At 43.3% G+C, this 19028-nt stretch carries 23 protein-coding genes; 11 read left to right on the top strand and 12 right to left on the bottom strand.

What is annotated here, in order from left to right; all coding sequences use genetic code 11:
* Nucleotides 1–13 precede the first annotated feature (13 nt).
* Nucleotides 14–1213, bottom strand: coding sequence for an EAL and HDOD domain-containing protein (locus KP77_RS05305; RefSeq protein WP_041121651.1), 1200 nt, complete (start codon nucleotides 1211–1213; stop codon nucleotides 14–16).
* Between the two features lie 209 nt (nucleotides 1214–1422).
* On the opposite strand from KP77_RS05305, the gene KP77_RS05300 reads away from it, so the two are divergent.
* The 3 genes from KP77_RS05300 to KP77_RS05290 are packed head-to-tail and all read left to right on the top strand — an operon-like array spanning nucleotide 1423 to nucleotide 3270.
* Nucleotides 1423–1920 carry an RNA polymerase sigma factor gene (locus KP77_RS05300; RefSeq protein WP_041121650.1) on the top strand — a complete coding sequence of 166 codons (498 nt, stop codon included), beginning with the start codon at nucleotides 1423–1425 and terminating at the stop codon, nucleotides 1918–1920.
* A complete protein-coding gene (locus KP77_RS05295) occupies nucleotides 1913–2986 on the top strand; it encodes an anti-sigma factor (RefSeq protein ID WP_052473979.1) in 1074 nt (357 codons plus the stop codon). The genes KP77_RS05300 and KP77_RS05295 overlap by 8 nt, the downstream gene beginning before the upstream one ends.
* Nucleotides 2974–3270: a hypothetical protein gene (locus KP77_RS05290; protein ID WP_041121649.1), complete on the top strand. Its 297-nt coding sequence runs from the start codon at nucleotides 2974–2976 to the stop codon at nucleotides 3268–3270. The genes KP77_RS05295 and KP77_RS05290 overlap by 13 nt, the downstream gene beginning before the upstream one ends.
* Nucleotides 3271–3334: 64 nt before the next feature.
* Here the strand turns inward: KP77_RS05290 and KP77_RS05285 are convergent, their stop codons facing one another.
* On the bottom strand, nucleotides 3335–4144 hold the full coding sequence (locus KP77_RS05285; protein WP_041121648.1) for a protein phosphatase 2C domain-containing protein: 810 nt from the start codon (nucleotides 4142–4144) through the stop codon (nucleotides 3335–3337).
* Nucleotides 4137–4550 carry an HIT family protein gene (locus tag KP77_RS05280; RefSeq protein ID WP_052473978.1) on the bottom strand — a complete coding sequence of 138 codons (414 nt, stop codon included), beginning with the start codon at nucleotides 4548–4550 and terminating at the stop codon, nucleotides 4137–4139. Before KP77_RS05280 ends, KP77_RS05285 begins: the two co-directional genes overlap by 8 nt.
* A gap of 244 nt (nucleotides 4551–4794) precedes the next feature.
* Here KP77_RS05280 and KP77_RS05275 point away from each other — a divergent pair, with 244 nt between their 5' ends.
* On the top strand, nucleotides 4795–5166 hold the full coding sequence (locus KP77_RS05275; protein WP_041121646.1) for an iron chaperone: 372 nt from the start codon (nucleotides 4795–4797) through the stop codon (nucleotides 5164–5166).
* A 103-nt stretch (nucleotides 5167–5269) separates the two neighbouring features.
* Nucleotides 5270–5923 (top strand): SDR family NAD(P)-dependent oxidoreductase, encoded by a 654-nt coding sequence (locus KP77_RS05270; RefSeq protein ID WP_052473977.1) that lies wholly within the window; start codon nucleotides 5270–5272, stop codon nucleotides 5921–5923.
* Nucleotides 5924–5960: 37 nt separating this feature from the next.
* On the opposite strand, the gene KP77_RS05265 is transcribed toward KP77_RS05270, so the two are convergent.
* Complete coding sequence (locus tag KP77_RS05265; protein ID WP_041121645.1) at nucleotides 5961–6860, bottom strand: helix-turn-helix transcriptional regulator; 900 nt, start codon at nucleotides 6858–6860, stop codon at nucleotides 5961–5963.
* 77 nt (nucleotides 6861–6937) lie between these two features.
* Here KP77_RS05265 and KP77_RS05260 point away from each other — a divergent pair, with 77 nt between their 5' ends.
* Complete coding sequence (locus KP77_RS05260) at nucleotides 6938–7462, top strand: dihydrofolate reductase family protein (RefSeq protein ID WP_084218593.1); 525 nt, start codon at nucleotides 6938–6940, stop codon at nucleotides 7460–7462.
* 40 nt (nucleotides 7463–7502) lie between these two features.
* On the opposite strand, the gene KP77_RS05255 is transcribed toward KP77_RS05260, so the two are convergent.
* The 8 genes from KP77_RS05255 to KP77_RS05220 form a co-directional block, all read right to left on the bottom strand.
* Nucleotides 7503–7907, bottom strand: coding sequence for a GNAT family N-acetyltransferase (locus KP77_RS05255; protein WP_041121643.1), 405 nt, complete (start codon nucleotides 7905–7907; stop codon nucleotides 7503–7505).
* 182 nt (nucleotides 7908–8089) lie between these two features.
* Nucleotides 8090–9580, bottom strand: coding sequence for a tripartite tricarboxylate transporter permease (locus tag KP77_RS05250; protein ID WP_041121642.1), 1491 nt, complete (start codon nucleotides 9578–9580; stop codon nucleotides 8090–8092).
* A 15-nt stretch (nucleotides 9581–9595) separates the two neighbouring features.
* Entirely contained in the window at nucleotides 9596–10054 is a 459-nt protein-coding gene (locus KP77_RS05245) for a tripartite tricarboxylate transporter TctB family protein (protein WP_041121641.1), read from the bottom strand.
* Between the two features lie 69 nt (nucleotides 10055–10123).
* Complete coding sequence (locus KP77_RS05240; protein WP_041121640.1) at nucleotides 10124–11131, bottom strand: tripartite tricarboxylate transporter substrate binding protein; 1008 nt, start codon at nucleotides 11129–11131, stop codon at nucleotides 10124–10126.
* A gap of 171 nt (nucleotides 11132–11302) precedes the next feature.
* A complete protein-coding gene (locus KP77_RS05235) occupies nucleotides 11303–11977 on the bottom strand; it encodes a response regulator (protein WP_041121639.1) in 675 nt (224 codons plus the stop codon).
* A 12-nt stretch (nucleotides 11978–11989) separates the two neighbouring features.
* On the bottom strand, nucleotides 11990–13600 hold the full coding sequence (locus KP77_RS05230; RefSeq protein ID WP_041121638.1) for an ATP-binding protein: 1611 nt from the start codon (nucleotides 13598–13600) through the stop codon (nucleotides 11990–11992).
* Between the two features lie 101 nt (nucleotides 13601–13701).
* A complete protein-coding gene (locus tag KP77_RS05225; RefSeq protein ID WP_084218592.1) occupies nucleotides 13702–14793 on the bottom strand; it encodes a serine hydrolase in 1092 nt (363 codons plus the stop codon).
* A gap of 23 nt (nucleotides 14794–14816) precedes the next feature.
* Nucleotides 14817–15764, bottom strand: coding sequence for an enolase-like domain-containing protein (locus KP77_RS05220; RefSeq protein ID WP_041121636.1), 948 nt, complete (start codon nucleotides 15762–15764; stop codon nucleotides 14817–14819).
* 149 nt (nucleotides 15765–15913) lie between these two features.
* On the opposite strand from KP77_RS05220, the gene KP77_RS05215 reads away from it, so the two are divergent.
* The 5 genes from KP77_RS05215 to KP77_RS05195 all read left to right on the top strand — a co-directional run bounded on the left by KP77_RS05215 (nucleotide 15914) and on the right by KP77_RS05195 (nucleotide 19026).
* On the top strand, nucleotides 15914–16570 hold the full coding sequence (locus KP77_RS05215) for a uridine kinase family protein (RefSeq protein WP_041121886.1): 657 nt from the start codon (nucleotides 15914–15916) through the stop codon (nucleotides 16568–16570).
* Between the two features lie 170 nt (nucleotides 16571–16740).
* Nucleotides 16741–17460, top strand: coding sequence for a hypothetical protein (locus tag KP77_RS05210; RefSeq protein WP_041121635.1), 720 nt, complete (start codon nucleotides 16741–16743; stop codon nucleotides 17458–17460).
* 9 nt (nucleotides 17461–17469) lie between these two features.
* Nucleotides 17470–17835, top strand: a complete 366-nt coding sequence (locus KP77_RS05205; protein WP_041121634.1) for a YybH family protein — start codon at nucleotides 17470–17472, stop codon at nucleotides 17833–17835.
* A 43-nt stretch (nucleotides 17836–17878) separates the two neighbouring features.
* Nucleotides 17879–18625, top strand: coding sequence for an AAA family ATPase (locus tag KP77_RS05200; protein WP_041121633.1), 747 nt, complete (start codon nucleotides 17879–17881; stop codon nucleotides 18623–18625).
* On the top strand, nucleotides 18622–19026 hold the full coding sequence (locus KP77_RS05195) for a hypothetical protein (protein ID WP_041121632.1): 405 nt from the start codon (nucleotides 18622–18624) through the stop codon (nucleotides 19024–19026). Before KP77_RS05200 ends, KP77_RS05195 begins: the two co-directional genes overlap by 4 nt.
* Nucleotides 19027–19028: the final 2 nt, after the last annotated feature.

The raw sequence follows: 19028 nt of genomic DNA, 5'->3' as shown, positions 1-19028 counted from the left end.
TCTCCGCCTTTTTTTATTGATATACCTCATTCGCCCATTCCACTGCCTGAACATACATATCATGCAAAAGTTCTGTATCAATATTCAGCTCGCCCGCCCATTTCTCCACACATGCCCAGTCACCTTTTTCATAACAGAGCACTGCATGATAAATAGGGGCAAGTAAGCTGTCCCCATTGATCAAAGCCGCTTTGATCTCAGTGGATAAAGGTACGCTTGCTAAGACATTTTCCATATGATCATCTAGAATCGCGTCAATGGTACTGAACAGGGCCATCACTGCTGCATCAATTTTTCTTTCCTGCAGATGACTTGCCTCACATAGCTGCTCTGCAAATTTAGACCGTACAAGTGAAATTTTAAGTAATTCATCGGGTTTGTCTTCAGCAAGATCCTGCAGCATCAGAATATTGATCCATCTCTCGAAATTCTTAATTCCCATTTGCACGAGTGCACGCTTAATAGAAAAAGAAAGCTGATCTTTATTCCTGTGGCTGATAATCTTCATCAGACGATAGCTGAGTGAAGCGTCTGTTTCAATAATTTCGGTTAATTTCTGATAGGAAGGTTCGGGTGTTTTTAATTCTTTTAAGACCCGTAAATAGGTATGTTTGTACTGCCGTTTATATGTAGTCCTTGTAATGATGTTCGGCCTGCTGAAAAAGTATCCCTGAAACAGGTGAAAGCCCATTTGCTTCGCATGTTCAAATTCCTCAAGTGTTTCCACCTTTTCTGCAAGTATCGTCTTTTTTCTTAAATGAGCTTCTGCCACCTGTGAAGTGATAGCGTCCAGGGGAGTAGAGCGGATATCAAATTTTATGATGTCTGAATCATTCATTAGTTCGTATTTACTAAGGTCAGAGTCAAAGTCATCCAGTGCAATTTTATAACCCATTTTCTTCAATTCCTGTACACGCTGAATTAATGTGTCATCGAGTATAGTTCCTTCCAGAATTTCAATCACCATATGCTCCGGAGGGATCACCTCTAAAAAATCACTGAGCAGCATGTCTCTTGTAAAGTTAACAAAGACACGGGAGTAGTCACTGATTTTCCCGACACCGGTCTCGAGTAAACCCTGCAGAACTGCAGTAGTAGACAGATTGGCATCTATTCCATCATAACCCGCCGCATGCTGTGAGGAACGATACAATAATTCATAGCCATAAGTATCCAAATCGCGTTTGAATATAGGCTGTCTGGCAATAAACATAGCGATCTCTCCTAAAATCATACTATACTTATTTTTAGTATATTTTACCTAATGAACACAATGCAAGAAATAAAATTAATCTTTTAACATTTTATAATAGTCTAATAGTCATTTGTAAAACCAAATATTTGTAGAATGAAGAAAAATATTTTGTAAACTGCAACTTTATTCCATTCTGATCCGTTACTTACACGAGAGGGGGAGAGGTAGTGGATGTTCAAGAGATCTATCAGCAATATGTAAATGATGTGTACCGTTACCTTCTCTCACTATCGAAAGACCGTGAACTGGCAGAAGATTTAACGCAGGAGACATTCATTAAGGTGTTCGGGTCATTTGATTACGATCCGCCGCGTTCCATAAAGGCCTGGCTGTTCAAGGTGGCCTATCATACATTTATCGATCACCTGAGGAGAAACAAACATACGCAGTCAGCTCCTCCGGAAATCATCAATAATATGGAATCTGAAGCTTCTGCGGAAGAGTCATTTGTTCGAAAGGAAGAGACAGCAAACCTGTATCAGCATCTGGCGCTATTGAAGAAAGAACAGAAGCAGGCGATTGTGCTTTGTGATTTGAAAGGGTACTCCTTAAAAGAAGCTGCGCTCGAGATGGATATTAAGGTTAATACATTAAAGTCATATTTGTTTCGCGGCAGAGGAAAATTGAAAATGCTGATCAGGAAAGGGCGTGGACACATTGAGTGATGAATTCAAGCAAAGGCTGAAAAAATATTATGCCGGTGAGCTTTCAGATCAGGAAGCCGCAAAAGTTGAACGGGAAATTCAACAGGCAGAAGCGTATCAGGATGTAATGAATGAAACCTTTGAACATGATGAACTGCCACCCGGGAAGGTTGGAGAGATCTTAAAGAGAAGTTCGCGCAGAGCGAGGCTGACGGTTATCGGATATGTAGTGATGATTCTTCTGATGATCTATCCGGTTCTAATGATTGGGAGTTATGTCTACTATGGTTTTATCGAACGAGCTAATAATCTGATAGATGTTTCATATTCAACTGTCTATATCACTGAGCCAAATGCAAGTGTGGATGAATTCAATATTGAATATGAGTTGGGACTCTTTACGTTTGATGTCTATATGGATCTATACAAACAGGTAGGTAACGCAACTATTAAGCAGGGTGAATGGGTGGTGCCTTTCCGTTATAATCAGCCGGATTTCCCTGAGAGAAACTATACGATCGATCAGCCGCCTGAGGAAATCCCTCAGCCTGATCAGCGACTGTTATACCATCCGGATGCGGGGTTAAGTAATTCACAGAATGGGGGATGGGATACACTTGAAAACTTACCGGAGGGCACTGTGGCAGAGGTATATGTGTCCCTTGAAAGAACTGTTCCTGTAGATGAGTTAAATCGTGTGATCAATGATATCGATGCCAAGTGGCTCTGGTATGCCATTGATACGGGGCTCGATGCAGAGGCGAGTGGAGAAGACACCGGATACCTACCGCCAATCGGTTATCCTGCGCAGACAGGCAACAATTGGTCGCCTTATAACTTTCAGGCGCCAAACGATGAGCAGTTCATGGAGAGTCTGAAATTTTTAGCTGAATATGAGGAACAGGCTACCATGATTGCAAGAGCGAAGTGGCTTGAGCTGGATGAACGGATTGCCTTTCTGGAGGAGAATGGATTGAATGCGTATGGCGGTGTGGTCACGGGTCCGGCTAAGGAATTATTAAAGCTGAGGGACAACGATGATGTCAGAGCAATCAGGACAGGGGAGGTGAGGTTATGGAACTGGTAAAAAAGAAGAAGGGTGAGTCAAGACTCAGCGCTGCGGCTTTTATCATCTCTCTGATCTCACTGGCGCATTTGAATATCTTTTTACTGACTCAGGAGAGCCTCAACGGATTCAGCTTTTTCTATATGCTCCTTCCTTTCATCAGCTTGATTTTGTTTATCGCCAGTTTTTTTCAAAAAGGCTACAGCCGTACATTTGGCTGGTGGGGCGTGCTCATCTATGCGTTTATTTTCGTTTCGATTGTAGTGATCTTTTTTAGTGCGTTTACGATTTATCCGAAGCCGTAATAGGATAGGCAGAATGCACTTAAAGGCAGAAGAACCCGGACGGACGGCTGAGGTTCTTCTGCCTTTATTTGTTCGTGTCATCAGGCCGGGTGGCAGGGCGATTATTCCATACTTCCCAGGTAACGAGTGTTGTACTGTCTTTTACACTATGAGACCTGATATGGTTTAACATTCCCTCAACAGCAGCCTGATCTGCTGAATCGTTAAATGCCCGATATATATCTATTGAGTCAGCGTAAGGTTCTCCGGGGCATTCTATTAATCCATCAGTTGTAAGAAAGAGACGGTTGTTTCCTGACCTTAACTCTCTTCTGCCAGTGCTGTAGCATGGCACCAATTGATTAAATGTGTTCACTTTACCGATCCATTCAAAAAACTGTCTCTGATTCAATTGAACCTGTCCCATGTTCATCAATTCCCCGTGAAATAAGTAAAGCAGGCAATCCCCGACTGAAAACCACCAGATATATTGATGTTTCCTTACAGTGATTAAACAGGCTGTTTCCCCATTAATCGTTTGACAGGCAGAGAGAAAGCTGTCGTCAGAGAAGATAGAGATAATGGTTTTTTCTAAATTTGTAAATGTGTCCTGAGTTAATTGAGTAGTTAACATTTTAATCAACTTTTGCTTGGCATTCAGTATTTCTTTTAACACAAGGTCTGTGCTTTCAGCAGTATGATGGGCGTCAAGTAACATGACAAATTCCCAATCGCCTTCAGGGTCAGACCAGATCAGACAGCCATCTTCATTTTTAGTCTGTCCGGCATCTGAATTGCCACCGTAGAGGCCAATGGTCAGATGGTTCAGATTTCTTATAAAGGGCTGATCAATAAAGGTTGTTTCACTGCCTGACCACGTGAATTCCTCAGGCATGCTGATGAGTGTCCATATATTTTTTCAAGCGGTCGCAAAGTGATTGCACGTCACTGATGTTTCTCATGGGAGCCTCTTCCCAATCATACACTGCACTTGGCCCCCAGTATTTTTCAGGTGTACCGGGATAGCGGGGGACAATATGCATATGGAGGTGCGGGACAGCGTGACCAGTCACAAAAGAATAAATGTGTTCAGCTTTTTCAACTTCTATCAGAGCTCTGCTTACTTTTGACATCGCCACACCAAAAGCTGATGCCTCGGCCGGGTTCATATCACCAAGCCCTGGCGCATGTCTTTTGAGATCAATTACAAGGTGCCCGAGATAGACCGGATTGCCATTTCCATCTATATGACCAATCGATATAAAGTCATCCTCAAAAATAGTGCTGCCAGCCGTCTTCATTATTCCCGCATGCTTGTCGCATATAAAACAGTCTCCCATCATCAACACCTCAGCTTATTAGATTCCAATTATTATAATACAGCGGGAATCTAAATGGTACATTTTTCTAAAATGATACTTCAGATAAGATTTCGTTTAAGTAAATTTCGGCTTTATAACTGCAAATGAAGGAGATATTCATGAGGTTGAAGAAACAGGAGATAAGAGTAAGAGTTAGTGAAACGAACGATCAAGGAGGATCATAATGGAAACCTTTCAGGAATTTCTCGATACGATTGACAATGAAGAGCACAGAGCACAAACAAAAGAAGTACTGGATTGGGTGGAAGAAAAATATCCTGAGCTGGCTCAAAAAGTAGCCTGGAATCAGCCGATGTTTACGCATCACGGGACTTTTATCATTGCGTTTAGTACATCAAAAAAGCACCTTGCAGTCTCTCCTGAAAAAGCAGGCATTGATTATTTTATGGATGAAATCAAAGATAGAGGACATGATCACAGTAAAATGCTAGTGCGTTTTCCGTGGAATCAGCCGGTGGATTATGAGCTGCTTGGAAAGATGATTGAGTTTAATTTAAAGGACAAAGCGGAATGCACGACTTTCTGGCGGAAGTAATCCGAAAAACTTTCCTGAATATTGAAAATTGAATCGATTGTTTCAAGCGTGCTAGTTTAAGAACAAAGGTGTGATTCTATTTTCATCTAAAAGGAGAGGGAAGATGATGTCGGATAAAGTGATGGTCATTATTGGTGCCGGACCGGGGATTGGATTGAGCACAGCGAAAAGATTTGGAAAAGAAGGCTATACGATTGCGCTGGTCGCAAGAGATGAGGACAGGCTGCTTGAAGCAGTGGATGAGCTGGAGGAACTGGACATTGAAGCTGAATCGTTTTATGCAAATGCGTCCTCCAATGAGAGTCTGAAAGCCGCAATTAAATATGTGCATGACCTTTACGGACGGATTGATATTCTGATGTATAACGCCTATACATTCCGGCAGGGGCCCCCGACGGAACTTGACCCGGCTGATCTGCTGAATGACCTTCAGGTGGATGCTGTCGGTGCGCTTGCGAGTGTGCAGGCGGTACTTCCCTTTATGGAAGAAGGGTGCACGATTCTTCTGACAGGCGGTGTGCTTGGTGTGAAGCCGATGAAGAACTTTGCGTCTGTATCTGTTGGGAAGGCTGCGATGCGGATTCTTGCGATGACGCTTCATCAGGAGTTGAAATCAAAAGATATCTATGTCGGCACATTAACGATTAATGGATTTGTAAAGCCGGATACACACTTTTCGCCTGATAATATTGCCGAGAAGATGTATGAGATGGCAGTGGCACGGGATGGTGTGGAGTGGACGTTTGATCGGAAATGAAAAGAAACCGGAGCGGCATATACCGTCTCCGGTTATGTTATTCGTATTGATTCAAACTCTCCTGATAATGTCCTTTTACCTTTTTAATTAGTTCTTCAGGCTCCAACACTTTTACGTGAGCGCCATAAGAAAGAAGCTGTGATGCTGTATATGATAATTCTTCATAAGGAATATCTCCTTTCCATACCCCATCTGATACATCTTTGAAAAATGGATCTGCTTTTGCCCGCCGTTCTCCTTCAGCAGTAAAAGCCAGAACTGCCCGGACTGATGGTCGTTCCTCAGGCTGCCTGAGCCATTCGGATAGTGAGGGAAGCTGTTCAAGCCGTTCTTCGCCAATTGTTCCAGCATGAATTCTGTCAGCGCGATATAGTAGAATCTTTCGTTTGTATAAGGCAGGCATATACCAAGTCTGATCAAAGTACAGACCTATAGGGAACACATTTACCTTTCTTATCCCCCGTGAAGATTCATACGTCATCACTAACTCCCTCTGTTCGAGCGCCGCCTGCAAAATCACTGTGGTCCACTGGCTGTTGCCTGAAGCATATGACGCATGGAAGGCGACTTTACTTTCTACAGATCTGATTCTCTCTTTCGTTGACTCCGGCAACTCTGCAAAGTAATGTTCAGCAAGGTGGCTTCTGATTTCACCAAAGGGGAGGTCAGGAACCTGCTCAAGGTAGTGAAGCATCAAATAAAGACCTATCGCTTCGTTTTCATTTAACTGAAGAGGTGGCAGTAATCTATTCGGCAGCACTCTGTACCCACCATATCTCCCTGGTTCAGAATAGAGAGGGAAACCAATCTTCTGCAGCTTGTCGAGATCACGTTGAATGGTTCTGGTAGAAACGTTAAAACGTGTGGCCAGTTCTGAAGCAGAAAATTTCCTGTTGGGTTCAAGTATACGCATTAAAGTCAGCTGTCTTTTATTCATGATTATTTCTCCGTTCAATTACGACGTATATTGTCATAGTTCTATTATAAACTTAATGGTGAAAGGAGATGAATCACATGAGTAAAAACATTTTATACATCGCAATGAGTCTCGATGGTATGATCGCAAAATCGGATCATTCTCTTGATTGGCTGTTGAAAGCTGAAGGTGAGGGGGATAACGGCTATAATCACTTTTACAGCGGAATTTCTTCGGTGGTCATGGGGAACCGGACCTATCAGGAAGTGTTGAAAATGATGGACGAACCGCCTTATCAGGATCGACCTGTGTACGTGCTATCAAAAACGGTGAAGGAGGATGGTTATGCGACATTTACTTCAGAGCCGGTAGAAACGCTTTTGCCTGAGCTGCAGAAAAAGCACGATGGCCCGGTCTGGGTCGTTGGCGGTGGAGAGGTAATTAAGGCGTGCATGGCGTCTGAAAGTATTGATGAATATTATATCGCGGTCATTCCTGTGGTGTTGGGTGAAGGTATTCCGCTATTTCCTGAGGGGACAAAGTATACGGAATTAAAGTTCAAAGGAACCGAAATCTATAATCAGATTGTGATGCTGCATTATGTGAAAAAACAAGCGGAATGAGGATTAATCATTCCGCTTTGTTCAAAGTGTTCAAGTTTCGTTAAATGCCGGACTGCCTTGTATAGTGTCTCACAATCATTCCATTCGTTTTGTGCATTCCAAACCGTTCATAATAAGGAACCAGTTCGTCATCACAACAGAGATCAACCATGTAAAAATCTTTTAATTGTTCAAGCATCAGACGAACGAGTTCGCTGCCGACACCCTCATGTTTGTAAGCAGGCAGCACTTCTAGAAGTGGAATATAAGCAGACAGGACGCCATCACTGATTGCCGTAATGAAACCGATGACCTGTTGCTTCGCATCGTCAGTTGCAACCACGATGTGACTGCTTTTTGCTAAAAGCTCCAGATGTTTCTGTGGTGACGGTGGATCAGGCCATCCGTCAAAAAATCCTTCGAGCATATTTGGTGTAATGCCGTTTATATCATATTGAAAATTCAATTCAGTCAGCTCCTTTTTTAGTCATTGGATAGGAGAAGCTGAAAAATCAATTATAGAGTAGCAAAATCAAGACCTCCAGACGCAGGGTTATAGATACCATTCTTCATAAAATGCAATATTCCTTTATTACACTTGATAAAACAAAGAATCCGAATCGCTGTTTGATGCGATCCGGATTTTTATTAGCTTACTTTATACTTTCTCCGACCTTTTAAAAGAGGGAAAAGAATCGTTAGCAGCCCCACTGCGATAAGCGAGAGCGCAATAGGTTTATCAAGGAAAATGCCAAAACTTCCATTTGAAATGGTCAGCGTCTGTCTGAGTGACTGCTCCATCATACCACCAAGTATGAATGCCAGAATGAAAGGGGCAGCCGGGAATGAGAACATCCTCATGAAGAATCCGATGACACCGAAAGCTAACAGCAGGTAAAGATCAAAAGTATTAAAGCTGATCGCATATACACCAATTAAGCTGAAGATGATGACAAGTGAAATCAAAAGGGGGCGTGGGATTTTCAGGATCTTTGAGATATATGGAATCAGTGGCAGGTTCAAGACCAGCAGAATGATGTTCCCTACATACATACTTGCAATAATTCCCCAGAAAATCTCCGGGCGATCCTGCACTAGCAGAGGGCCTGGCTGAACCCCTAAGACGAGAAAGGCTCCGAGTAAAACAGCTGTTGTACCTGACCCTGGAATTCCAAGACTGAGTAATGGAACAAACGCGCCGCTCGTTGCAGCATTATTGGCTGTTTCAGGTGCAGCAAGACCTTTGATAGACCCCTTGCCAAATTCCTCGGGATTCTTTGCAATTTTCTTTTCCGTGATGTAAGCAATAAATGACGCAATGGTTGCACCTGCACCAGGTAACACCCCGATAATAAAGCCGAGGAATGACTGTCTGGAGACGGGTCCACTCATTTCTTTTATATCCTGCTTAGAAAGACGCAGACTGCCGATATTTTTACTCTGTCCATCATCTTTCTCATTTCTGTTCAGAACAAGCGTACACACTTCAGCAAGTGCAAACAGTCCAAGTGCAACAACAAGGAAATCGATCCCTTCTAAAAGGTTTGGATTGCCAAAAGTAAAGCGGCTTGTCCCTGTCTGTGCATCAATTCCGATTGTGACAACCATAAAGCCGAGTGTTGCTGAAATAAAAGCTTTAATGGCTGACCCATCAGCAAGACTCGCAATGGCGGTCAATCCAAGAAACATTAGTGCAAAGTATTCAGCGGGGCCGAATGAAATGGCTACTGCTGAGAGAAGCGGGGTGAAGAGCATCAGTAATACAACACTCACTGTTCCCCCTGTAAATGAAGCGATCGCTGCAATCGCAAGTGCCTTGCCGGCTTTTCCCTGCTTGGCCATTGGATAACCATCAAAGGCTGTTGCGACTGTTCCTGCTACACCTGGTGCATTTAATAAAATAGAGGAGCTTGAACCGCCAAAAATTGCACCGTAGTAGACACCTGCCATCATGACAAGGGCAATCGAAGGGTCCATTGAATAAGTGATCGGTATCATAATGGCAATCGCACTGATCGGTCCGAGCCCTGGCATCATTCCAATAAAAGTACCGACAAATACACCGATAAATACAAATAACAATCCTTCAAGACTGAAGGCTACCTGAAATCCTGACATTAGACCGGAGAATGCATCCATACTGTCACCTCTTTTCTAAAATGGAAGTATGCCCGCAGGCAGATTGATTTTGAGTAAGTAGTTAAACAGTCCGTAAATGGCCAGTGAGAATACGACAGAAGTGATCACGTTTGTAACATGGTGCTTATAATCAAGGTAAAGGGAACAGACAAAAATAAAAACGGTTGTCATGACTACAAAACCTATCATTTCGAGCAGGAAAATATAAATGAGAATCATCCCGGCAACAACGAGAAGATTTATCACATGCTGTTTGGAGATTTTTCTTTTTTCCTTATCAGCTTCTGTTTCATTTTTCTTATCTAGATAAAGCAATAATGCAAAGAACAGCAGAAGGAATCCGAGTCCTTTTGGAATAACGTCTGCATCGATCAGCGCATTGGTATAACCCGGCAGGTTAAAGCTTAAGAGCAGATATACGATTGCGATGACTGCGACTACAAGTGCCGCTTTTTGGTTTGTTTTTGCCAGCATAGCCGTTGTTCACCTCATTTCTATTTAAGGGAGATAGCAGTACACACGTCATGCTATCCCTCTGAACATTTATTCTCTCGCCAATCCAAGCTCATCCAGTAATGCCTGCATTGATTCTGCTTCTTCCTCAAGGAATGCAGCATATTCTTCGCTGTCCATGTACATTTCACCCCAGCCGTACTTTTCGCGAATCTCAATCCATGCTTCCGAATCATTCAGCTCTTTGAACTTCTCTTCATAATAAGTGACTGCTGCTTCGTCCATGCCAGGGGGCCCAAAGAAGCCTCTCCAGTTAATAAATGTTTCATCAATTCCCTGTTCAATTGCGGTAGGGAAGTCTGACAGTACTTCACCTTCCAGACGTTCCTCAGCTGTAATGCCAAGTACTTTAACTTTTCCGGCACGAACCTGCTCAATTGTTTCTGCTACACCGGTTGTGAAAACATCTACACTGCCATTCAGCACTGAAGTCAGTCCACCTGACTCTGGATCAGAGATATATTTAAGGTTAGTCACATCAACACCCGCAGCTTTTGCAATTTTAACGAATTGCATATGATCCATGCTTCCAGGTGAAGAGGTGCCGACAATACTGACACTTTGAGGGTCTTCTTTCATATCATCAAATAAATCATTCAGGTTGTCCCACTCAGCGTCTGCTTTTACAACAAATGCCCCATAATCAGCAATCACATTGGCAAGTGGAGTGAAGTCTTCATGACTGTATTCTGACTGGCCGTTCAATGGAACCAGAATGAGAGGTGGAGAGCCTACAAACATATGGTGCGGACTTTCTTCCTGACCTGCAATATACGCCCAGCCAATGGCACCGCCGCCGCCGGCTTTATTCACGACAGGCAGGCGCTGATCAATAATCTCTTCTTCTTCAAATACCTGAGACACCATTCTGGCAGTAGTATCCCAGCCGCCTCCTGGTCCTGCAGGTGCTGTGATCTCAATAGGTTGAGTAGGTGTCCAGTTGCCGTCTTCGTCCGTTGCACCGGAAGAACTGTTTCCGCATCCGGCTGCTGTAACCAATAGAAGTGAAGCAGCTGCTGTTCCGAATAGTTTTTTCATGATATTTCCCCCTTGTTTGTGATTGAATGATTGTATCCTTTGGCGTTATGTTAAATGAGAATATTCAAAATGTAACCGTTTACAATTTAACCTTCATAAAGAACTTTTAGGGGATATTGTTCATTTTGTTCACGAAAAAACACCTCCGCAATGAAGGGAGGTGTTATACATTTATGCTAAATAATATTTCCGTTCAGGTCTGCCGACGATCCCATATTCAAGTTCTGCTTTTGCTTCCCCTGATGAAATCATGTATTCAAGGTAACGTCTGGCAGTTGTTCTCGAAGCGCCCATATTCTGGCCAAGTTCTTCAGCATTTATTCCTTTGTCCAGTGTACGCATCATGTCTTTTACTTTTTGCAGCGTCAGCGGATCAATCCCTTTTGGCAACAGGGTTGGCATAGTCTCTGAAGGCCGCTGGTTCGAAAACATCTGATCAATGACCGCCTGTGTGAGTTCATGATTGGAATCAATCAGCTGCTTTCTTTTTCGTACCTTTTCAATCGCACTCTTAAAGCGTTCAAATGTAACTGGCTTCACAATATAATCAGCGGCACCGTAACGGACGGCTGGCTCCACGACTTCTTTTTCAGTAGAAGCGGTAATTAATATAACGTCAGTTCCGGGCCATCTTTCACGGATTTCCGGTAAAAGGGAAAGACCTGTCCGGTCAGGAAGGTAATTATCGAGAAGCAGGAGATCTGTTTCTTCTTGCTCAAGCAGTTCCAGTGCTTCTTTCGCGTTCAGTGCTTTGCCTGTTACTTTTATGTGGTCAAGCTTTTCTAAGAATTGTTCATGAATGGAGGCGACACGGAAGTCATCCTCTGCGATTGCAACTTTCATCAGGTTTTCCTCCCATCAGGATGTTTTTTTCTGTCTGTATGTCATGTTTTTAGGCAGGTAAACTGAGAATGTTGTACCACGACCGTGATCGGAATGTACTTCAATACTGCCGCCAAGGTTTTCAGCAGCCTGCTTTACAATCGAAAGTCCATAGCCTCTGTCAGTCTCACCTTTTGTTGAATAGCCTGTTGTAAAAACAAGGTCCAGATTCGCCTCAGGAATGCCTTCTCCGTTATCTTCAACCTCAATCACAATATCGTTTCCTAGATCCGTCAGAAAAAGGTTCACCACAGGCTCAGTTTTTCTTTCTGCAGCATCGAAGGCATTATCAACAAGATTGCTGATAATAGACGCAACTTCACTGACAGCTTTTCCTGATAATATGTGAAGACTGCTATTTTCTTCTATGTTAAAAACAATTTTCTTTTCAGAAGCTTTTCCGGCCTTACCTAACAGTAATGCCTGAATCCTTGGGTCTTCGATCTGCTCAAAAATAACTTTATTCTGAAGATCCTGGGCATCAGATTCCGCCTGAATCATCTCAATTGCTTCATCGTATTTTCCAAGCTGAAGAAGTCCTGACAGAATATAAAGCTTATTGGAAAACTCGTGTGTCTGAGCTCTTAGATCCTCTGAGTATCTCTTTACTTCAGAGAGTGTTTCGATCATTTTATTCATTTCAGTTTTGTCACGAAAAGTGGATACTACACCTGTTACTTTTCCATTTTTGATGACGGGCGTCCGGTTAATAATCACATGTCGATTACGCAAAGTAGTCTCCACATCACGTTGCGGAGAACCGCTTTCGAGCACTTCATAGACGCCTGTATTAGGGAGAATGGATTCAACTTTTTGATTCAGCACACGCTCATCAACATTAAGAAGATCCATAGCGGACTGATTCAAAATCTTAATATAGCCATCTTCATCTACAGAAATAATCGCCTCTTTAATGGAATGAAGGATTGCCTGACGCTCCTGGTAAAGGGAAGTCATCTCATCAGGCTCTAGGCCCAGCGTCATTTTTCTGATATTCCTGGCAAGCAGATAGCTTGAAAGAATGCCAAAAATGATGACAATCAGTGAGATCATCGTAATGACTGAACCACGTTCAATTGCGTTGTCAATAATAGATGAGGTGAGGTAACCAACAGACACGATGCCGACAATGTCACCTTCAGCGTTCCGGATCGGACCTTTCCCGCGGATAGACGGACCAAGTGTGCCTTCAGACTTGGAAATATAAAATTCACCGTTTTCAAGGGCGCGTGCATTATCATCCCCAACCATTAACTTCCCAAGCTTTTCTGCATCGGGGTGGGCATAGCGCTCACCTTTTGTATTCCCAATCACAATGAATGCAGTACCGGTTTCCTCACGAATCCGATTGATCAACGGCTGTAACACGGTGGAGGGTTCATCTTCTTCAAAGGCATTAATAACAGTGGGCATTGCAGATACAGTTACCGCAAGCTGCATTGCCTGGGTCCCCATCTGCCGCTCGATCTGTTTGTATTCAATTACTAGAGAGATAACGAGAAAAACGAGCATCACTAAAAGAATGCTGACAATATTCAGACTGATGATTTTCGCTGCAAGTGATAATCTTCTCCGTTTAGTTTTCATAGGTGCTCCTTAAGAAAGCGCTTTTTTCTATTCTAAATGGGATCCAGTATTTTTGGAAGGTTATCAGTAAATAAAAAACCCCTGCCTGTTTGGCAGAGGTTTTAACGCAGAGATTCAGTCAGATCACGCCGAAATGACTCATCTCTTAATATTGCTTTCTGAAAATCATTCATTGATTTTGAGAGTCTCATCTGATCAAGCAGCACAAGGTTATCTGCAAAGAACGAGATTTCAGTCCGGTTTCCTTCCAGGTCAGTTGCATACAGTGAAAAAGTCAGCACGTGCGGCGTTGAACCGCCTTTTTGTCCGGCGTGCTTAAGCCATTCCTGGTTATGAGGACTTTCCATAAGCGGTTCAAGCAGTGGATCAAGATGGCTGTGAACGCCTGTTGAAAAGAACGTTTTGCTGTTCAACTTTTCCATAAATGCGGTATACGTTTTGGCATTAGAGCGTGTCAGATGATCAGACCAGTTTCTCTGCGCAGGAGCGTTCAGGGTTTTCAATACCTGCTGCTTTTCGGCGTCTGTCAGAGGCAGTTTGAGCCACCGGTTCATTATCATGACAGTCATATTTCGATATTCTTCTTTTGACAGTTCACGTACTTCAGCATTTGCACCTTCATGCGTCAGGTTCTGTTCTGTCATAAGCGTATAAGGTACCGCAAGCGCTGATACAAAAGGAAAGATTGGCTCATGATCCATGAGCCCGATTTCTTCCAAGCTTTCATTGATCCTGTCCAGTCCAAGTCTGTGTATCAGGTAATCTGTATTGGCATTGGAACTGTAATGCATCATACCTTCTGCCACCTGAGCCAGGGTGACAGGGTCCTGATGATTAATTTCCTTCAGCCATGCTGCATGTGCACCGCCATCTGTTCTTTTAAAATAAAACGGCTCAAGTTCACCCAAGGTTACCTTTTCATCTGGGTCAAGCGTACCCGAAGCAGCTTGTTTTGCGTACTCGACAGCAATAACCAGCTTTGCCGTACTCGCAAGCGGCAGCATGAGATTTTCCTGATGCGCAGCAATCACGTCGCCATTACGCTGCACTTTAAGCGAAGTAGATTCAGGATGTTGCCTGATCAATTCAATAAATCCATTGGGCTTTATTTTTCTTGTTTTATAAGCAAAGAAGGATATTCCTCCTCCAATTAGTAGTGCAATTAGTAAAGAGCCAATCAAAATCCAGTTCACGATCGTCACTCCCGGTTACAAAATCATCTATGTTCTATACATTGCTGATAGCGATCCCATACTTCTTCCTGCTGGTGCAGAATCTGACCGCGTTCTTTTTGCAGGTTGCCGACTGCACGCGCAACTTTATATTTCGTGTCTTCCACTTTACTGATTGATTCGTTGATGCGGCTGTGAATCGTCCACTCGGAGAAAATGTCATCAAGAAAATAATCGGCAAATGTGATAAATGACCCTCGCTCTACATTCATCGTTTCAGCAGACCCTTCTTTCACATCCTTCAGTTCCGATTCGAATTTGCGCAGGTTCCGCTGGGCACGATGAAGGGCATCCTGTGACTGGTCAAGGTCACTGTGCTTCATTGCGGTTACAATCATACCGCCTCCAAGAAATGTATCCCAGGTGGACATCCCGTGTGCAGATCTCAGTTTTGACAGTGCAGTTTCTAAAGCAGATTCTGCACTGCGACCCGCGTAAATCGCTTCATCAATTTCAGTGAGCAATGCACCCAGGTCTGCATAATGATCTAAATGAAGGTTAATTTCCTGTGCCGTTTCTCCATCATTCTGTTTAATCCAGCGTTCCTTTTCTTTGAGAAAGCTCTCCCAGTCATCTTCAACGGTTGTATAAGCAGATAGGGCATGTTCAAGTTCTGTTTTATCGCCTTTCAGATCTTTCAGCATCTTTTCATGTTCATTCAGTTTCAGTTCAGCCTTTGCCGCTTCGTCATACTCTTTTTCACGAAGCTCCTCATGTGTACCTTTCCATTTTCGTACGACGTTCACCAAAGAGAAGCGGTCCATTTTATGCAGATCAAGCTGCTCTTCTGACAGGCTTTGTTCAAGCTCCTTCTTTTTCTGTTCATGCTCAACAAGCTGTGAGCGTACATTCACTAACCGTTTTTCAAGCTTTCGTTTTTCATCCAGTTTTTTTCGTAAATCCAGCTGTTTTCTCTCAAGTGTCTTTTCCACGTGAACCCCTCCAATGTTTTGTAACTATGCATACGGATGAACCGGCCTGGAAGTTCCGGGGAATTTTAAAAAATTGGATGCTTGAGTACCATTCTTTTCTTGTAAAAGGTATGATGAAGTTTCCTGAAAATAGTAAAGGGGGCGGGAAGATGGATCGGTTCATAGAAGACTTATTGGTATTAATTCATCAGAAAGATAAAAGATTCCTGATTGGTGTATCCGGACACGGTGCAGCAGGAAAAACGACATTTACACAAAAGTTTGCCGGGCGGATTGGGTCTGACAGGGTGAATGTCCTGAATACAGATCCTTATATTACGGACTCTGCAGTCAGAAAGAACACAATGATTACATATGACTGGAATGGTAAGGAGCATACGTTCAAAATGACAGCCTGTCATCCTGCTGCACATCATATCCCGTCACTTGAAAGAGATATGAAGATGCTGAAAAAAGGGATGGATTTATATACCCTTGATACCGGCTGGCTGCCCAGTGAACTGCTTTCAGCGAATAAGAAAGTGACGATTGCAGAAGGCATGAGCGTTGCTTTTTTGGATCAGTCGTTATTTGATCTGAGTATTTATTTTTATACAGACGGGGAGACGGAGTTTTTAAGAAGATCCGGCCGTGATATTAAAGAGCGTGGTATGGAGCTTGCATATTTGAAACAGTCACATGATGAGCGGCGGGTGCAATATGAAATATTTATGCATGCGCACAGTGAATTGTTTGATGTTGTGGTGAATACGTCTGGGGATGGGTTTGTGGTTGAAAAGAATGAGGGGTTTGACAGTGAGGATTGAAGGAGTGTAATGAGATGGAATGTGACTGCTGCCGGACCAGTCTAATATTTCCACTCCCATCAATGTATTTCATTTAATCACATAGATATAAAGGGAATATAGGATTTTTTGTAGAAGTGTGCGGATAGAGATGAAATCGGAGGAAGACTACATCACAAGGAGACCCTATCATGAGCAAAGTTGACTTATTATCAGTGACACATGATCCGCAGGCTAAGTTGTTACCCTATTTGAAAAAGCATGAAAACGTTCTGACCAGCCTTTACAATGAATGCTGGATCACAGTAAGCGATGAATCATCTGAAGCGCTGATTCATTATTTAATTCAGGATAGTCCTTTTAATGCTGTGGTGATTCCAAAAAGTGGTGCAGCCAACGCCAGGAGAGAGGTCGTGTCATTCGGGCTGGAGTCAGCGTGTTCACATTACCATTATTGTGATCTGGACCGGCTCTTGACGTGGATGAACCATTACCCGGAAGAGCTTGAGTTACTTGTTAAAAAAATTCCCGGTCAGGATTATACAGTGATTGGCCGGACAGAACGTGCGATGGCTACTCATCCTGAAAGCTGGATTGAAACGGAGAAGATTACAAATAAAATCTGTTCACTCGCACTGGAACAGGAAATAGATATTACAGCGGGATCATGTGCCTTTTCTAAAAACATCGCCAGATTGCTCGCTGAACATTCAGAAGCGAAAATGACAGACGCGGAATGGATGATGATCGCGAAAAATAAAGCAGGTGCTCATATTAGTGCTACTCAGGTAAATGGTCTTGAATATCATGAGTCAATTAACGCTCCGAACAAATCTGAAGAGGAAGCGGAAATATGGTTTACCCGGTTAAAGCTGAGCACGATCATCAGTGAGACGATTTTAAAAAAGTGAGGGGATAGCATGAACGCTCAGGACACGCTTCAAGCTTACATAGAAGCAACAAACACGCATGACTTTGAAAACGTAAGGCAGGTACTGCATGATGACGCATTGTTCTGGTTTACCAATCAGACCTGCAGGACACATAGCGAAATTCAGGCGTATTTTGAAAGTACGTGGGCAGTGATTAAAGAAGAGGCCTACTCTGCCATTGATATCAGATGGCTGCATGCTGATGACACTTCCGCTTCCTGTGTGTACGTCTATCAATACGAAGGTTACTATGAAGGGCAGCTGGTGTCAGGAAGCGGCCGTGCAACAAATGTTTTTAAGAAGACAGACGCCGGATGGAAGCTCATTCACGAGCACCTGAGCAAATTGACGTAACATTTCCCTGTCCGAACCGTACCTATACAAAGAGGTGAAGAGAATGTTTCTGAAGAAAGTCACGTTAAAACGGGAAGAAGTCAAAGATCCACGGGAGTACCCTTTTCATATTCCTGCGATCAAATCATTCAGCCAAATGGATTTCAACAGGAAAGTCACGTTTTTCGTAGGTGAAAACGGTTCGGGAAAATCAACGCTTTTAGAAGCTATTGCTGACCAGTGCGGGTTCAATCCTGCTGGTGGCGGCAGAAATAATACATATAACCTTCATGCCTCAGAGTCGGCGCTTGGACCTTATCTCAGGTTGTCGTGGATGCCTAAAGTGACAAATGGATTTTTTCTGCGCGCGGAATCGTTCTATCAGTTTGCAACTCATTTAGATGAATTGGATCAGGATGATCTGGAGGGACTTACCTATCAGTCCTATGGTGGAAAGTCTCTTCATGAGCAGTCCCATGGAGAATCATTCTTGTCACTGTTTGCAAACCGTTTTCAGCAAAAAGCGATCTACCTGCTTGATGAGCCTGAGGCCGCGCTATCTCCCCAGCGCCAGCTTGCTCTGTTAAAAATCATGCATGACCTTGAAAAACAGGGAAACTGTCAGTTCATCATTGCGACTCATTCACCCATTCTGCTCGGATACCCGGATGCTGATATATTAAGCTTTGATGAAGGAAAGATTCAGTCTGTGGCATACGAAATGACCGATCATTACCAGATCACAAGTTACTTTTTACAGCACAGGGAACGGATGCTTGAGCAGTTGTTTGCGGAGGAGGATGAGGAATGAAGAAATGGTTTTTGATCGTAGCAATGATGATACTCACCGGTTGTGCATATATAGGTAAACAATCGGATGTTTTTGTTTTTACAGGCGAATCGGAAAATTGGCGTGTGAACTATATATCTGCGGAGGCAGAAGAAGACAGAGTAGAAAACGATTACTGGGTTTATTATATCGGAGACGAAAATCCAGGGAAGGTTTCATACAGCATCGACTTAGGTTCAGGTGCAACGTCTGCAGGATCTGCTGATCTGAGTCACACTGATGTAATCAGAGCCGGCGGGGGCTGCAGTGACTGTGAGACACTGAAAGAAGATGATGTTCTGCAGTTTGAAGTGGAGTGGGACGGACAGCAGGAGTCTTTTGAGGTGACTTATGACGAAGAAGCGAGAGGCGTTATGGAATAGGG

The sequence above is a fragment of the Jeotgalibacillus alimentarius genome, assembly GCF_000829445.1.
Lineage (GTDB): Bacteria > Bacillota > Bacilli > Bacillales > Jeotgalibacillaceae > Jeotgalibacillus > Jeotgalibacillus alimentarius.
Note: the sequence above shows the minus strand (reverse complement) of the source record. Positions and strands in the feature narration are given on the sequence as shown.

Excerpts from the sequence above, each read along its gene's own strand:
- KP77_RS05240 (WP_041121640.1), bottom strand. The coding sequence starts at position 11,131 with ATGAAAAAACTATTCGGAACAGCAGCTGCTTCACTTCTATTGGTTACA.
- KP77_RS05305 (WP_041121651.1), bottom strand. The coding sequence starts at position 1,213 with ATGTTTATTGCCAGACAGCCTATATTCAAACGCGATTTGGATACTTAT.
- KP77_RS05260 (WP_084218593.1), top strand. The coding sequence starts at position 6,938 with ATGAGTAAAAACATTTTATACATCGCAATGAGTCTCGATGGTATGATC.
- KP77_RS05215 (WP_041121886.1), top strand. The coding sequence starts at position 15,914 with ATGGATCGGTTCATAGAAGACTTATTGGTATTAATTCATCAGAAAGAT.
- KP77_RS05230 (WP_041121638.1), bottom strand. The coding sequence starts at position 13,600 with ATGAAAACTAAACGGAGAAGATTATCACTTGCAGCGAAAATCATCAGT.
- KP77_RS05265 (WP_041121645.1), bottom strand. The coding sequence starts at position 6,860 with ATGAATAAAAGACAGCTGACTTTAATGCGTATACTTGAACCCAACAGG.
- KP77_RS05245 (WP_041121641.1), bottom strand. The coding sequence starts at position 10,054 with ATGCTGGCAAAAACAAACCAAAAAGCGGCACTTGTAGTCGCAGTCATC.
- KP77_RS05290 (WP_041121649.1), top strand. The coding sequence starts at position 2,974 with ATGGAACTGGTAAAAAAGAAGAAGGGTGAGTCAAGACTCAGCGCTGCG.
- KP77_RS05205 (WP_041121634.1), top strand. The coding sequence starts at position 17,470 with ATGAACGCTCAGGACACGCTTCAAGCTTACATAGAAGCAACAAACACG.
- KP77_RS05280 (WP_052473978.1), bottom strand. The coding sequence starts at position 4,550 with ATGAAGACGGCTGGCAGCACTATTTTTGAGGATGACTTTATATCGATT.
- KP77_RS05275 (WP_041121646.1), top strand. The coding sequence starts at position 4,795 with ATGGAAACCTTTCAGGAATTTCTCGATACGATTGACAATGAAGAGCAC.
- KP77_RS05195 (WP_041121632.1), top strand. The coding sequence starts at position 18,622 with ATGAAGAAATGGTTTTTGATCGTAGCAATGATGATACTCACCGGTTGT.
- KP77_RS05285 (WP_041121648.1), bottom strand. The coding sequence starts at position 4,144 with ATGCCTGAGGAATTCACGTGGTCAGGCAGTGAAACAACCTTTATTGAT.
- KP77_RS05270 (WP_052473977.1), top strand. The coding sequence starts at position 5,270 with ATGATGTCGGATAAAGTGATGGTCATTATTGGTGCCGGACCGGGGATT.
- KP77_RS05210 (WP_041121635.1), top strand. The coding sequence starts at position 16,741 with ATGAGCAAAGTTGACTTATTATCAGTGACACATGATCCGCAGGCTAAG.
- KP77_RS05200 (WP_041121633.1), top strand. The coding sequence starts at position 17,879 with ATGTTTCTGAAGAAAGTCACGTTAAAACGGGAAGAAGTCAAAGATCCA.
- KP77_RS05250 (WP_041121642.1), bottom strand. The coding sequence starts at position 9,580 with ATGGATGCATTCTCCGGTCTAATGTCAGGATTTCAGGTAGCCTTCAGT.